Annotated in this window: 16 protein-coding genes and 2 pseudogenes; 9 read left to right on the top strand and 9 right to left on the bottom strand. The window is 39.8% G+C overall.

What is annotated here, in order from left to right:
- Positions 1-26: 26 nt before the first annotated feature.
- The 3 genes from ATG71_RS06125 (at position 27) to ATG71_RS06135 (ending at position 3,498) form a co-directional block, all read left to right on the top strand.
- Positions 27-1,301: an MFS transporter gene (locus ATG71_RS06125; RefSeq protein ID WP_098438866.1), complete on the top strand. Its 1,275-nt coding sequence runs from the start codon at positions 27-29 to the stop codon at positions 1,299-1,301.
- A 22-nt stretch (positions 1,302-1,323) separates the two neighbouring features.
- Positions 1,324-2,550: an ATP-grasp domain-containing protein gene (locus ATG71_RS06130; protein ID WP_179886472.1), complete on the top strand. Its 1,227-nt coding sequence runs from the start codon at positions 1,324-1,326 to the stop codon at positions 2,548-2,550.
- A gap of 192 nt (positions 2,551-2,742) precedes the next feature.
- The gene (locus tag ATG71_RS06135) at positions 2,743-3,498 is read left to right on the top strand and encodes an HAD hydrolase family protein (protein WP_098438868.1); all 756 of its coding nucleotides are present in this window, start codon (positions 2,743-2,745) and stop codon (positions 3,496-3,498) included.
- Between the two features lie 54 nt (positions 3,499-3,552).
- On the opposite strand, the gene ATG71_RS23645 is transcribed toward ATG71_RS06135, so the two are convergent.
- From ATG71_RS23645 to ATG71_RS23650, 4 genes and pseudogenes are all read right to left on the bottom strand, one after another.
- Positions 3,553-3,687: a hypothetical protein gene (locus tag ATG71_RS23645; protein ID WP_286162925.1), complete on the bottom strand. Its 135-nt coding sequence runs from the start codon at positions 3,685-3,687 to the stop codon at positions 3,553-3,555.
- Between the two features lie 78 nt (positions 3,688-3,765).
- Positions 3,766-4,647 carry a helix-turn-helix domain-containing protein gene (locus ATG71_RS06140; RefSeq protein ID WP_098438869.1) on the bottom strand — a complete coding sequence of 294 codons (882 nt, stop codon included), beginning with the start codon at positions 4,645-4,647 and terminating at the stop codon, positions 3,766-3,768.
- A gap of 106 nt (positions 4,648-4,753) precedes the next feature.
- The gene (locus ATG71_RS06145) at positions 4,754-5,233 is read right to left on the bottom strand and encodes a hypothetical protein (RefSeq protein ID WP_098438870.1); all 480 of its coding nucleotides are present in this window, start codon (positions 5,231-5,233) and stop codon (positions 4,754-4,756) included.
- Positions 5,234-5,504: 271 nt separating this feature from the next.
- Positions 5,505-5,615, bottom strand: a pseudogene (locus ATG71_RS23650) (2-deoxy-D-gluconate 3-dehydrogenase); the annotation flags it as partial.
- A 450-nt stretch (positions 5,616-6,065) separates the two neighbouring features.
- Between ATG71_RS23650 and galE the strand changes: the two are divergent.
- Positions 6,066-7,046, top strand: a complete 981-nt coding sequence (galE, locus tag ATG71_RS06155; protein ID WP_098438871.1) for a UDP-glucose 4-epimerase GalE — start codon at positions 6,066-6,068, stop codon at positions 7,044-7,046.
- 64 nt (positions 7,047-7,110) lie between these two features.
- Here galE and ATG71_RS06160 read toward each other — a convergent pair whose 3' ends face one another.
- The 3 genes and pseudogenes from ATG71_RS06160 to ATG71_RS06165 form a co-directional block, all read right to left on the bottom strand.
- Positions 7,111-8,007 carry a helix-turn-helix domain-containing protein gene (locus ATG71_RS06160; protein WP_179886474.1) on the bottom strand — a complete coding sequence of 299 codons (897 nt, stop codon included), beginning with the start codon at positions 8,005-8,007 and terminating at the stop codon, positions 7,111-7,113.
- 153 nt (positions 8,008-8,160) lie between these two features.
- The gene (locus ATG71_RS23315) at positions 8,161-8,334 is read right to left on the bottom strand and encodes a hypothetical protein (RefSeq protein WP_179886475.1); all 174 of its coding nucleotides are present in this window, start codon (positions 8,332-8,334) and stop codon (positions 8,161-8,163) included.
- Positions 8,319-8,432: pseudogene (locus ATG71_RS06165) on the bottom strand (SDR family oxidoreductase); the annotation flags it as partial. The pseudogene ATG71_RS06165 and the gene ATG71_RS23315, both read right to left, overlap by 16 nt.
- Before the next feature lie 226 nt (positions 8,433-8,658).
- Here ATG71_RS06165 and ATG71_RS06170 point away from each other — a divergent pair.
- A complete protein-coding gene (locus tag ATG71_RS06170) occupies positions 8,659-9,888 on the top strand; it encodes a multidrug effflux MFS transporter (RefSeq protein ID WP_098438874.1) in 1,230 nt (409 codons plus the stop codon).
- A gap of 215 nt (positions 9,889-10,103) precedes the next feature.
- On the opposite strand, the gene ATG71_RS23655 is transcribed toward ATG71_RS06170, so the two are convergent.
- Both ATG71_RS23655 and ATG71_RS06180 read right to left on the bottom strand, forming a co-directional pair.
- The gene (locus ATG71_RS23655) at positions 10,104-10,214 is read right to left on the bottom strand and encodes a DUF2922 domain-containing protein (RefSeq protein WP_286162926.1); all 111 of its coding nucleotides are present in this window, start codon (positions 10,212-10,214) and stop codon (positions 10,104-10,106) included.
- A 144-nt stretch (positions 10,215-10,358) separates the two neighbouring features.
- Positions 10,359-10,553, bottom strand: coding sequence for a DUF1659 domain-containing protein (locus tag ATG71_RS06180; protein WP_098438875.1), 195 nt, complete (start codon positions 10,551-10,553; stop codon positions 10,359-10,361).
- A gap of 300 nt (positions 10,554-10,853) precedes the next feature.
- Here ATG71_RS06180 and ATG71_RS06185 point away from each other — a divergent pair, with 300 nt between their 5' ends.
- The 4 genes from ATG71_RS06185 to ATG71_RS06200 all read left to right on the top strand — a co-directional run bounded on the left by ATG71_RS06185 (position 10,854) and on the right by ATG71_RS06200 (position 14,474).
- Positions 10,854-11,327, top strand: a complete 474-nt coding sequence (locus ATG71_RS06185) for an Lrp/AsnC family transcriptional regulator (protein WP_098438876.1) — start codon at positions 10,854-10,856, stop codon at positions 11,325-11,327.
- 58 nt (positions 11,328-11,385) lie between these two features.
- Complete coding sequence (locus ATG71_RS06190) at positions 11,386-12,066, top strand: hypothetical protein (protein WP_098438877.1); 681 nt, start codon at positions 11,386-11,388, stop codon at positions 12,064-12,066.
- Between the two features lie 125 nt (positions 12,067-12,191).
- Entirely contained in the window at positions 12,192-13,610 is a 1,419-nt protein-coding gene (locus ATG71_RS06195; protein WP_098438878.1) for a sodium:solute symporter family protein, read from the top strand.
- Positions 13,611-13,673: 63 nt separating this feature from the next.
- Positions 13,674-14,474, top strand: a complete 801-nt coding sequence (locus ATG71_RS06200; protein ID WP_098438879.1) for an SDR family NAD(P)-dependent oxidoreductase — start codon at positions 13,674-13,676, stop codon at positions 14,472-14,474.
- Positions 14,475-14,487 lie beyond the last annotated feature (13 nt).

Raw genomic sequence — 14,487 nt, forward strand, 5'->3', positions numbered from 1 at the left:
TATTAAAGTAAAAGGAAGTCATAAACATGAAATTTAGAGAACTTCATCCAAATATAAGACTGAGGGTCGCTGAAACCTTTTTTTCTGACACTATCTCAGGGATGATATTTCCTTTCATGGCCATCTATTTTGCTCAGAAACTGGGTGCAGGATTAACGGGTCTGCTATTAACGGTCAATATTACGATCGGGATCGTTGCAAGCTTCTATGGAGGATATATCTCTGACAAAATAGGAAGAAAAAAATTATGGGCTTATTCCGAAATAGCCCGGTTCCTAGCCGTCGCCATCATGGCTTTTGTTAATAGCCCCTTCATTCATTCAGATCAAACGGCTGCTTTGGTTACCATTGGGATGCTGTTGATTTCAAACATCTGTATGGGGTTTTCGGGGCCGGCTGCAAGTGCCATGCTGATTGACGTAAGTACTCCCGATAACCGGAATTTCATGTATAGTGTGACGTTCTGGTCCAATAACATGGCAGCAGCTCTGGGAAGTCTACTGGGAGGGTTTCTCTTTAAAGATTACCTTTTCGAATTGTTTGCTTTCTTAGCTGTTGCCCATTTAATTTCTGCTATAGTCGTTACCTTCTTTATCACAGAGACGTATGTGCCGAATAAGGAAGGAACTTTGCAAAAAGTTAGTGTTGCAAAAGATATTATCCAGAAATACAGCGTTGTGTTAAAAGACAAGCTATTTCTTTTGTTTACGGTGGCCTATTTACTTATCGTTTCTCTGGAGTTCCAGCTGCCGAATTACATTGGAATTAAACTTAGTGAGAGTATGGAACCCCAAAGCATCGTGCCATTTTTAAACTTTGAGATTGATGGGATTAATGCCCTTGGGATTTTAAGAGCTGAAAATACCATTATCATCGTCATATTTATGTTTTTTATTAACAGACTCGTTAGCAGATTTAAGAACAAACACGTATGGCTAATTGGATTCTCTTTATTCTCAGTAGGTTATGTTGCCATATCGATAAGTAATAATGCAGCCATCCTTATCTTGTTTATGCTGATCGCATCGATCGGTGAATTGATGTATTATGCGCCGCATAAGTCTTATCTTGCGGTGTTACCGCCGGATCATCTCAGAAGCTCGTATATTGCCGTTAATGATTTAGTTATCCGGTTATCCTATTTGATTGCTTATTTAAGCATATCCTTAAGTGCTTTTTTGCCGCCTGTTGTGATGACAGCGATCTTTGCCATGATGGCTGTTGGAGGAATGTCGATATTTATCAAAATATTGCCTTCTCTTGAAGCAAAGAATGAGATGGCGAGAGACCAAATTGCGTAATGAAAAGGAGGAAATAAAGAACATGAAAAAGACTTTATTAAGTTTTGGTTATAAAGAAGAAGTGGTGAAAGCGTGTAAACGTTTAGGGATGGATATTGTGTCTCTTGTGGATCCATGGGACAAACCTGAGTATCTGCCGGCTTGTGAAGAAGGAGAAAGTCGGGTCTTTACTCAGGATAATACAAAGAATGAGTTAATTTTAAGTGCACTGGCAAGAGAAGGTAAGCTATCATTTGAGTCGGTTATTTCACCTTTTGAAACAACGTTAGTAAGCTCATCCTTTTTAAGTGGTGTGGTTTCAAAACCATTTATTGATCCGATGGTCGCAATTGCATTCAGGGATAAATATTATCAGAAGAAATTATTGCGAGGTACCGTGCCGGTAGCGCAATCCTGGCATATTGATGATGTGGCAAAGATGAAGGTCAATGAAGAATACCCCTTTCCAATTATCTTTAAGCCGGTAGCAGGAGCAGGCACAGCTCACACGTACAAAGTTCATGACCAAGGGGAACTAGAGGAAATCGCAGCTAAGCATATTGAAGATAAGAGCTTGCCCCAAAGCATGGTGATCGAGGAGTACATTGAAGGAGAAGAGTGGCATGTGGACGGCTGGATGTCCAAGGGGGAACTTCAATTATTCGCCATATCCAAATACGGGGCACCTCTTATTAATATTCAAAAAGGAGCGCTGGTACAAAGTATCACTCTGCGCCCTGAAGTTCATAAAGATCTATATAGCCGACTTGATATTTTCTTATCCAAAACGCTAAAAACTCTGGGTTTAAAAGACGGAGTGTTCCACTTAGAGTTATTCTACAATAAGGAGACAGAAGAAATCACCTTCAGCGAATGTGGAGCGAGAATTGGAGGGGGAATGATTGCACAGAAGTTCAAGCACATGTTCAATATTGATATTGTTGAAGTGCTCATTAAACTGTCAATCGGAGAAAAAGTGACTGTAAATAAAAAGACGGGTACGAAAGAGTACACCGGCTGGGTTTACTTGCCTTCTATCTCTCCCGACACGAAAGAATTGCCGAGTAAATCCAGTATGAAGGAACAGGCTGGTGTTGTAGAGGTTCATTATAATTGGAAGCCTGGTCAAAAGATGCCTGATACAAGGCTTAGTACCGTTCAGCGCACAGGGATGGTTCTGGTTTCAGGAGAAAGTGAGCATCAAGTTAATGAAAGAATGAAGAACATTGTTCAATACTTTGTTGATATGACCAGCGCTGTACCTTCTTGATGAATAACTGAATATCTTGGTCTAATGAGAGCAAATATCCCAGTAACTGTATGCTGGGATATTTTTTGGAGCTAAAAGATGAACTAAGTAGGATTATTGTATATCGAGGGATTTACAATCTCGGATTCGTCATAAAGTTCAAGTGAACGAATTTATTGTCGTTCAAGTTGATAATCATTAGGGGGCAATAATATGAATTTTGTGTTTGATCTGGATGGGACGATTTGCTTTAAAGGAATGCCAATATCAAAGAGTATCATGGATCTCTTGTTTGAATTGCAGGATTCAGAACATTCGATTTGCTTTGCTTCAGCAAGGCCGTGGAGAGACATGTTGCCAGTACTGGATAGAAGGTTTCATGATAACTTATTAGTTGGTGCAAATGGAGCCATGATTGTTAAAGGAAATCAATTAGACCATGTTGAAGGGATCCCTGTCAGACTAGCTGAAAGGATTATAAGTTTATTGGAGGAATTTCATGCTGATTACCTAATCGATGACACCTGGAACTATGCTCATAACTTGTCTCTGGATAACCCGTTCTTAAAGAATGTAGATATCAATGGACTTGCGTCTAGAGTCGGAGTAAATGAGGTGAAATGCTTTGTGAAAATAGTTGTGTTGAATTGTCTTGACTTCTCAGCATTATCGAAATATCTTCAACAATTAGATGTTACGATCCATTATCATTCAACAGAGGGGATATTGGACTTAACTTATAAACAAGTAAATAAAATGAGTGGTTTAATAAAGACGAGTTTTGATTCTACGGATTTTATCTGTTTCGGAAATGATCTTAATGACAAGAAATTATTTGAGAAGGCGACACATTCTGTACTAATAGGGGAGCTTCCCCAATTGAAACTGTTGGCAAAGGAATATATTTCTGTTGATGATAAAATAGAAGAGAGAATAGTAAGGAAGGTTAAAGAATTGATAGAAAAGTAGTGTTTTTTGATTAGAATAAAAAAGACTGACATGTTGTCAGTCTTTTTTCATATTTTAATGTTGGTGTGGCAGATCAGTGGATTGTATGCTTATAGTAGCAGCTTCGATTACAGATTCTTCTGCAAAGGAAGTAGTAGCAGTACTGAATAAAATTGTTGTAAATAAAAGTACTCCTAGTAGTTTTTTCATCTCTTTACCCCCATTATTTTCTAAAGGTCTAATACTTTTGACCCCCAACTAAAATAATAAAGGAAAAATATAAATATATCAATACATAATTTCCATTTCTTCCAATTCACTTATAATAATATCTGCAAATTTATAATTATCCTGTATTTTAAAGAGGGATATGGCCTGATTGAGATAATCCATCCCCATCTTTTTATTGGATAATGATATATAATTACGTCCGATTTGATACAGAAATTCCCCGAGTAGATACAAAGTTTGGTTGTCTATACATATTTGCTTACCTAACTTTGAATAATGCAGCGAATCTTTGAATTTTTTCATATCTGTCAGACATTTACTCATCCCGTATAGAATCCTGGGTTTAATATTCTCATCTTCAGTACTAGGGAGTATGTCTAAGTGATTAACTGCATTTTTGAAAATAACTAAGGCTTCCTCGTATCTTCTTTTTTCGGTTAATATGATGGCAATGCTGTTCAGTACTTCGATTTCTCTTTCTGTATAATTTTCTTGATTTGAGTTTGTTAACTCAATGGATTTCTCTAACTTCGAAATAGCCTGTTCTGCATTCCCTTCAATATAGTAATCACAAATGCCTTCGTGCCAGAGGAGGAATTGCTTGTCATCAATGCTTTTGAATTCTTGACTTTCTTTTTCTTTATTAATTATATAAGCGATGGAATGATAGTCTCTTTTCCTTATGAGCTTTCTAATTAAGTCCTTAACTGAAACGATTCGCTCATCTTTGTGGGTGGAGGACAGGTCAAAGAAATAGTTCATTTCTACGCCCATTTTTTTGCATAAATTGTATAGCATGATACTTGATATGTTCAACTCACCATTTTCAATATTACTGATTTGTGCTTGTGTACAAATTCCTGCTGCCAGTTCTTTCTGAGTTAATCCTACTTTTTTTCGTAGGTCTTTAATCATTGCTCCCAGTTGTTTTGTATTCATGGTATATGAATCCTCTCTATTTAAAATTATTCTCTATGTTACATGTTGATTGTTCGGAATACTTTTCAGACTTGTATAAATATAAAGCCTCCAACTATGCTTATTATTAATACTCTTTAAGAATTAAGGCCAGGCTTTCAGTTGAGTCTAAATATCTTACATATGAATGGATTACTTCTTCGGATATGAGGTTAAAGTCTCTCAATACAAACAATTCCACTATAAATGGAAAGATCTCTAGAGCATTGGATTGAGTAGTTTGCAAACTACTTATAAGAGAGTCAATTTCAATAGAGTCAAAAAGAAAATAGTTGTTCTCCAATTGAAAGGTGTTTAAATTGAATGAGCATGGTGATGGTTCATGACCATATTTGCAGAGGTATAGTGAATTTCCTTTGGAGTAATAAACATTCTTTTTTTCAATAACATGCTTATAAAATACTGTAATTTGCTTCTTGAACCAAAGTGGGCCACTGGCCATGGTCAAGATAGGTTTAGGGAATCGATTTCGACTATTATAAGTTGAAACTTTTCGTGTATCCCATCCAAGTAATAAACCTGCCTCTTTGGAACCGACGATTTTCATAGTATCTCCTTTTATTCTAATAATTATAATATTATTATCATTGTATTGTTGTATTTGTCAACAAGTAATTCGTTGCACGATATCTTATTTTATATATTTTAGGTGCACTAATAATAGTATCCTTATAAAAATAGGTGAAAATATTAATTAATAGTATAATTACTTTTGGTTATTTTAAGAGAAGATTGAGAGGTTCTATGGACGGTTCCCCTTGAAATCATTCGGATCTCCCATCAATCCGCTGGAATCCGGTCAAGGATCGGTCAATCCTTCCTCCTTGGAAAAAGAGAAGGGAAGCGGTGTTGATGATTTTGCCTCCTCCTTGAGCCATCATGTGACGACCGGCTTCCTGACATAATAGCCAGACCACTTTTAGGTTAATATGTTTTGATGGATCATTGACCGTAGTAACCCTTTTGGATATAAGGAATATGGGTGAAACGAAGGCGGTATACAATATTAATGGGTCCTAACCTTGGAAGAAGGCTGCCACATTGGACGTACCGATCCTGCTTTTTTCAAGCATAGTCTGGAATCTTTCTTGAAAGAGTGAGAAGCATGCAGAGAGTTGTTACGATTCATTTAATAAGTCCATGTAAAAGGTGGTATAAACGTTTGCGGATTCATATTTGGGGTACCAAAGTAAAACATTAGAGATCTAATGATATGAAAATAGAAGTCAGCCAAATAGTAGTTTAAGATAGTAAATAACTGGTTCATTTTTATTATCAGTAGTAATAAAGAAGGATGTTTATTTTAGCATGGAATGTATTAGAGTAGATCAACAACCTTTTTCAACAAAGCATAGTTTAAAAGAAAGCGGTGAAGATGAGTGACGATTTTAATAACAGGCGGAGCAGGATATATAGGCTCCCACACATTAAAGTACTTCTTAGATCAAAACGAAGAAGTCGTTGTAGTAGACAATTTACAGAGTGGTAATAGGGACGCGGTGGATATTGAACATTTCTATGAGATCGACCTTAGGGATAAAGAAGCTCTATCCGATATTTTTAAAACTCATACTATTGAAGGGGTCATCCACTTTGCGGCCAATTCTTTGGTTGGAGAAAGTATGGAAAAGCCTTTTGAATATTATCACAACAATGTTTATGGGATGCTTTGTCTTTTGGACGTGATGAAAGAAAACAACGTCAACAAAATCGTATTTTCTTCCACAGCGGCTACATATGGAGAACCGAAGAATATTCCGATTCTTGAAGAGGATGAAACAAACCCAACCAATACATATGGTGAAACAAAGTTAGCCATGGAGAAAATGATGAAATGGTTCGATCAGGCCTATGGGATTCATTATGTTTCACTTCGATACTTTAATGCAGCAGGGGCACATGAGAGTGGAACGATAGGAGAAGATCATGATCCAGAAACTCATTTAATCCCTCTAATCCTCGAAGTACCCCTTGAAAAGAGAGAGAAGATTTATATATTCGGAAATGATTATGAAACAGCTGATGGAACATGTGTGAGAGATTATATTCATGTAATGGATTTAGCATCTGCTCATTATAAAGCGCTGGAATATTTAAGGGAAGATCATGATAGCAATGTGTTTAATCTTGGGAATGGAAACGGGTATTCTGTTAAGGAAGTAATTGATGTGGCGAGGAAAGTAACCGGACATGAAATCCCTTCAGAGCTAAAAGAAAGACGTTCCGGAGATCCAGCGGTGTTGATTGCTTCTTCGGATAAAGCTCAGAGTTTACTAGGCTGGCATCCACAGTTTGATTCTTTGGAGAAGATCATTGGGGATGCTTGGAATTGGCACAGAGAGCATCCAAAGGGATACTAAACCAAATAAATCCGTATGATCCCACTTCATGAATCGAGGGGAGGATGAACTGGCTCATCCCCACTTAATCCTCACCTCTGATCTTACTAATAATCTCTTGCTTCCTCCTTTCAAGGAATGATTTATGAGTATCATCATTTCTTAATTGGAACAGTTGAATGGCCTTATCCACATGGGGCAGTGCCTTTTCATTGTCTCCTAGCATTTCGAAATTGTACCCTATATGATAATGTAGTTCTCCAAGCCCCCATAGATGCTCTTCTTCCAGGCACCATGTAATGGCTTTATGACAGTATTTGATGGATTCCTCATTGCGGCTTAATTCAGTGAGGCCCCGGGCCATATTATAAAATAACCGCGTCTTAATCGTTTTATCATGAAGCTGTTTCGAATGGTTCATGAGTGCTTCGACTTTTTGATAGTAGCATAACGACTCTTCATGATGGTTTAATAGGGTTTCCCACGTCCCGAAGGTCATAAGGATTTCCATCTCTTTTTCAGTGGTTGCTTTTTTCTGATGGGCTGTCAGGTCATATGCCTCATTCAATAAAGAAAAGGCAGACTCATGATCTTTCTCCACCTCGAAGAGATAGATGGCTTTATGCCAGTAAAGCAGCTGAAGTCTTTCGGTGTCTTTATAGAAGAATGGATTTTTTTCTTCCGTCTTGACCATTTCCATCATTTCAGTAAATTTCCGTTTCAATCTGAGCGTTCTCAGTTGTCTTTCTACCTCTCGGAGATAATCGATCCGGGGTGTCGTCCCGATTTCAAAGAAATAGTTCACATCGACTCCAAGCCGCATGGAAATCTGATATAATGCCGTGGCGCTCGGATATATATCCCCCTTTTCGATGCGGCTGATCAATGGCTGAGTGCAGATCCCTTCTGCCAAGTCCCCCTGGGTAAGTCCTACCACATTTCTTAATTCTTTTATTTTTTTCCCGATCACTGAGTAGTCCAATTTATCATCTCCAACGAACCGATAGTATACTCCTATTTTAACAGACGGGAAGCAAGGGGAAGCAAGGGGACGGTTCTCTTGCTTCTTTTTACATAAATATGGAAATTTACTATTGAGTTGGTCGGGTTCTAGGAACAGTTTGGGTACCGTCCATTAATTGGCGAGGTAGGCAATCACTTGGGGCTTGATTTGGATAGTTGGAGTTGCCTGGACGGGCAGATCAGGTTCGATTCCGATTTTACTTAACGGGAGAAAGGGGAAGAGGGTCGGGTAGAATTGGGACTGTCCCCACTCTACCCACCGATATTGAACTACCTCCCAAGCCAACCCCCATCAACAGCCACCAAATGCCCATGCACATAATTCGAAGCCTCTGAAGCTAAATACATAACGGTCCCTTTAAAATCATCGGGATCCCCCCATCGCTTCATTATACTCATGCGTTAATTGGGGGAATAATTATTTTTTCCTAGGCAGCAAGAAGAAATTTCAACATTTATGCAAAAAGTCACAAATAGTCAAATGAGAACCGTCTCCGATAAACCTCAAATGATTATGTTGCATATTAAGTGATAAACCTTGCAGAAAGTTATACAATAACAAAGATATTATCAAACCATTAATCTACTTCATGAGAAAGGCGATTGAAAATTGAACTTATCAAAGACTAAAAGAATACAGCTAGCTTTGCTGTTGGGGTCACTTGCCATTTTAGGTCCATTTACGATTGACACGTATTTGCCTTCATTTCCTACGATTGTTAATGATTTTCACACAAATGCTTCATTGGTCCAAATTAGTTTAACCACTTGTTTATTAGGACTCGGATTAGGTCAGTTAATTATAGGACCTATGAGTGATGTACATGGTCGTCGTAAGCCATTGCTCATCTTCCTCACTTTGTATTTTTTATCCTCTGTCATTTGTGCCATCGCACCAAATATTTATACACTGATCGTTTCCCGTTTTATTCAAGGCTTTGCAGCTGCAGGGGGACTGGTGATCTCACGAGCCATTGTACGGGATTTGTTTAGTGGGCGGGAACTAACGAAGTTTTTTGCTTCTTTAATGTTGGTTGGAAATCTTGGACCCATTATTGCGCCAATTACAGGCGGTGCGATTCTGACGTTTACGAGTTGGAAAGGAGTTTTTATTGTCCTGGCTTGTATCGGCATGGTCTTCACATTAATTGTTAGCTTAAAACTTGAAGAATCGTTACCAACTGAAAAACGGATACCAGGAAATTTCAAGCAGGTCATTACGAACTTTGGATTGTTATTAAAGGACCGTGAATTTGCAGGATATGCCTTTACTCAAGGATTTACAACAGCAGGTATCTTTGCTTATGTGTCAGGTATTTCGTTTGTCTACCAAAACATTTATGGCGTTTCCCCTCAAGTATTCAGCTTCTTATTTGGAGTAAATGGAGTTGGCTTAATCATAGGAACTCAAATGGTTGGTCGATTATCAGATTATATACCGGAAAAAACATTCTTGAAAATTGGATTAGGGCTTTCCAATACAGCTGCTCTATTATTGCTAACGGCCCTTTTACTAAAGGCACCGATTCTATATGTAGCGATTCCTATTTTCTTTTTAGTCATGTCCATCAGTATTATTGGAACATCGGCATTTTCTCTGGCAATGGAAACGAAAGGGCATGTTGCAGGAAGTGCATCTGCTTTATTAGGGGTGTTACCGTTCCTGCTTGGTTCCTTAACAGCTCCACTTGTTGGAGTAGCGGGTGAGTACTCCGCTCTTCCAATGGGGATTATTATCTTGTCTGCAAGCTTTTTGGCCTTCTTATCTTACTTCTTGTTTGTCCGGAGAGCCTCTTTACATGTGAAAGGATCAGACGCATCCATTCATAATAACTTGTAATATATAAAAAACACCGTTCTACTCGATAACGGATCGAGGGAATGGTGTTTTTACTTTGCCCAGAATAATCTTTTGCATTTAAGACATTTTCCCCTTTAAGAATAATAGTGCCGTTCTAGGAACAGAATGGAAGAATAGAGTGATAGATTTAACGAGTGATTACACTAATGACGGTACACTTATTATTGAAGATTCTTTTATCAAACAGTAATGGCTTATCTGATTCTACCAAACAGGAAATTGCCCTCGATCACACGAGCTCCCTCAGCAGATACAAGAGCACCACTGTTGCTTTGAAAGACATTTTTGGCGATTCTTGTGTCCATTTCCTGTTTCACTTGGACAGGATTTGCAGGCTCAACAGTGCATCAATTGAGATGCGGGCTGTTTTTCCAAGCTGGGTAAGAAATTGCAGTTCCAATGCTTTAGCCATTCCGTTTCACCTCCTTTCTCTCAATCTTCAACACTACTTACGCATTGATGTCGTAACTATCATTCTTCTCAATAAGCATAAGCGGCTTTGTGCTTATTACCGCTAGAGCTTGAGCAGCTTGAAGAATCTTGTCTGGTGTTGAAGAGTAGTTGATATTGCCATAAGTCTTATTGGAGTACTTTGGCTTGCCATTTTCGTCGACTCTAGATAATTTAGAGATCCTATTCCTCATCTGCCGATATCAACTTTTCTTCATGCGAGAGAGACGTGTCACTGTGATACGTCTCTTTTCTGTATGCTTAGCTGAGTAGCAAGGGACCTTTTCCTAGTGGACACATTTAAAACCTACAAAAGCCAGATAGTAACTATCAGCGGTCTCCGGCTGATACGTGTTTCGTTGGCAGGAAAGGCAATGAATCTCCATTAATTTTTCTATTAATTGAATAAAAATCAAAAAAACTATAATAATATTATTGATTTTTCAATATTTGTATAATATAATTGAAAAAAATTCAAAAAGGAGGTGTTTAAAATGAAAATCCAACAAAAGGAACCCCAGGATTTGGATGAGCTTGATATTCAATTGCTTAAACTCTTGCAGAAAGATGGAAGGTTATCTTATACAGAACTTGCAGAAATGCTAAATACAACAGTTGGAACTGTACGAAATCGTGTGCAGCGTGTGATGGACCAAGATATCTTGAAAATAGTGGGGGTTTTGAATCCTTTTATTACTGGAATGCCATCTGTCGCCATGTTTGGTATGAAGGTGACGATGAACAAGCTGCAAGCTGTCATTGATCAGTTGGTAGAAATCCCGGAAGTACGCTTTGTAGCTGCATCTACAGGGAGATATGACTTGTTTGTGGAAGTGATTACTACGAGCAATGTGGATTTATATCGGATAATTAAAGAAGAATTCAGCAAAATTGATGGAATTGAGTCTACGGAATCCTCTATGTTCCTGGAGATTCATAAGCAGTCATACGATTGGGGAGTAGGTTGATTTTTTTTTATCGAAAAATGTCAGAATAATCATTATTATCTAAAAAGAGGTGGGTTATTTGAAAAAGGTACTGGTTCTAGTTCTTATCTTCTTATTTTGTTCAGCAGCACCTTCCATGGCGGCAGAACCGACGATACTGAAAGAAGCAGATATCCAGGTGAAAGCCGGAAGCGACAAACAATACCAAATTACTGAGAACGTTTCTTTGTTTAATGCAACTGGGATTGAAGAAAGTATCTCACATACGTTTTCAAACTTGGAAAGCAGCCAGATTGATAACCTCATTGTTTCCGCAAATGGTCAAGAACTGGAATATGTATGGGAGAAAGGGGAGTCTCTTAGCAAATTATTGGTAACTCCTCCCGAAAATGTTCCGGACGAGTTCACGTACCAACTTCAATATGATTTATCACTTCAAGAGAATGTATATACCACACCTCTGTTTGTCCCAATGTTCCCTGCTCAAGGAAATAGCAACATTGTTCATATAACTTTTGAAGCTCCAGAAGGGGAACAAGTCCATAAAAATTCATTCCCGGTTGTCATAGAAGATGTCGGCAATAAGGTGGACAGCCATATTATGAACATTCCTTCTCATGTAAAGTATGTTTTCGGAGATGGTGCAGGTACCTTTAATGTATTTAATGTTACTTCATGGGCTGTCATTATTGCTCTTATTGCGGTTATCGCTGTATGGTTCAGGTCTGAAGTAAGTAAGAAGAAGGGAGTTGCTGCTTAGTGGGAACACCATTTTGGGGGCTGGTCATCTATGCTGTCGTCTTTATCTCCGGTTACTTTATTTGGGCGCTGAAAATGAATTCGAAGGAAGAGGAATGATAGAGAGAATGAGAGGGAGGGGTAAGAATGTTTGAGATTAGTCCGGTTTTCTATTATGTGATCATTGGTTATTTTGTATTTGTTCTTGGAATCGGAATGTGGGCTGGAAGAGGCAATAAGACGAGTGAGGACCACCTGGTTGCCGGAAGGTCGATTGGTGCAGTCATTGGTGGTGCCGCATTGGCAGCGACTCAAATGAGTGCCGGGACGTTTGTTGGAACGATGGGTGTCCATTACTTAACGGGCGCCAGCTATATTTGGTTCTGGCCGGGACTTTGGCTTGGATGGCTGGTATCTGCCATATGGGTTGCACCAAAATTTCAACGTTTTAAAGGTGTAACTGTGCCAGACTATGTTGAAAAGCGTTATAACTCGAAGGTCGGGAAAGTCATTGCAGCGGTCCTGATCATTGTCGCTTATACAGTGTATCTGATTGGACAGTATGTAGCAGGGGGTATCGTCATGCAAACCATCTTTGGAATCCCGATGGTATGGGGGGCTTTCATCACGATTGCAATCACGATGGTGTATACAATGAAAGGCGGAATGAAAGCGACGGCGTATAGTGATTTCGTTCAGGCACTGATCATGGCAGGCTGCTTCTTTGCTGCAATTCCTCTTTTATTCAGTCAAGCGGGTGGATATGATTTTGTCGGAAGCTTCCTGACAGAACTGGATCCTGCTATCACAGGCTGGCACTTTGGTTTCAAAGATCTCCTTGGCTTCGGACTTGCTTTCGGTTTTGCGATGGCGATTTCCCCTTATGAGCTGGCAAGGATGTATACGTTGAAAAGTCAAAAGACGGTTCGCCTGGCAATCGGATTCTCTTTCATCTTCCAAGTAATTGTCGGTGTCTCGGTTTGTCTGGGCGGCATGGCGATGCGTTCCCTGTTCCCGATGCTGAATACAGGGGACAGCGCCTCGTCGATCATGGCGATCAATGTCCTGCCGCCACTGGTAGGAGCACTTCTCATGGTAGCAATTCTCGCCTCCATCATGAGTACCGTTTCAGGCGTCATGCTCGTTTCCGCTTCGGGTATTTCCCATGATATCTATGGGGTCATTAACCCAAAAGCAACAGACAAGCAGAAGATGAGGCTGAACCGCATTGCGGTCGTGGTCCTATCCTTATTCCCGTTGGCTTTTGCGGTAAAACCTTTCGACATGGTGCAGTTTATCGTCATGGTCCAGGCCTCATTGGTCGCAAGTTTCTTCTTCGCGCTTGTCATATTCGGCCTGAATTGGAAAGGTGCCACAAAGGCAGGAGCACTGACATCAATGATCGGCGGGGTATTGACGGTCCTTCTCTGGTTCCTGTTGGATAAACCATTCGGCTTGAATGAGGTGATACCTGGAGTTCTCGTGTCTACCATCTTGTTAATAGCTGTTAGTAAAGTGACAAAGCCGGTGCCTAAGGAAAGTTTGGAACCGTTCTTTGGAAAATAATGAACGAAGGGTGTCTATGATTTTCTGTTGGCACCTATTCTTTTCAAATTGAGGTGTGAAAAAATGGGCAATGAGTTATTCAGAGGTGAGACCGTTTTAATTACAGGAGCAGGCTCCGGGATCGGAAAGGGGATCGCGGAACGATTTGCTGATGAAGGAGCGAACCTTTGCCTGGTGGATATCAATGAAGAGAAACTATCTGAGGTTAAGGCTGGGCTGGAAAAAAAGGACCGGTCATACCAAAAGATTAACACACAGGCAGGAGACCTGTGCGAAGCATCTTTTCGGGAAAAAGTGATCGAACAGGCAATCGAGTCGTACGGCGCCATTCATGTGGTCATCAATTCTGCAGGTATCTACCCTTCGACTCCGTTCTTGCAAATCACAGAAGCTGAATGGGACAGCGTTCTGGATTTGAATTTAAAGGCTGTCTTTTTCTTGAACCAGGCGGCTGCGAAAACAATGATCGACCGGAACATTAAAGGAAGGCTGGTGAATATCAGTTCAACAGCGAGTGAAGTCGCCAGACCGGGTGTTGCGCATTACTGCTCATCCAAAGCAGGGGTGAAAATGCTCACCCAAGTCCTGGCGCTGGAGTTGGCGCCCCATAGCATCAGGGTGAATGCACTGGGGCCGGGGTTAGTGGAAACCGATACTTTGATGAACACCCTGACAACCGAAACAGCCAGAAAAGAGCATGAAGAAAAGATTTCCTACAGTCCACTCAACAGAGCGGCACTCGTGGAGGAAATTGCCGATGGAGTCGTTTATTTCGCCAGCAGCCAGTCTTCTTATGTGACGGGCCAGACACTGCTTGTGGATGGAGGCTATGCAGCAGGAAGAATTTTTAAAAGCTTACAATAAGAGGAGGAACTCG

Source organism: Bacillus sp. es.034, assembly GCF_002563655.1.
Lineage (GTDB): Bacteria > Bacillota > Bacilli > Bacillales > Bacillaceae_B > Rossellomorea.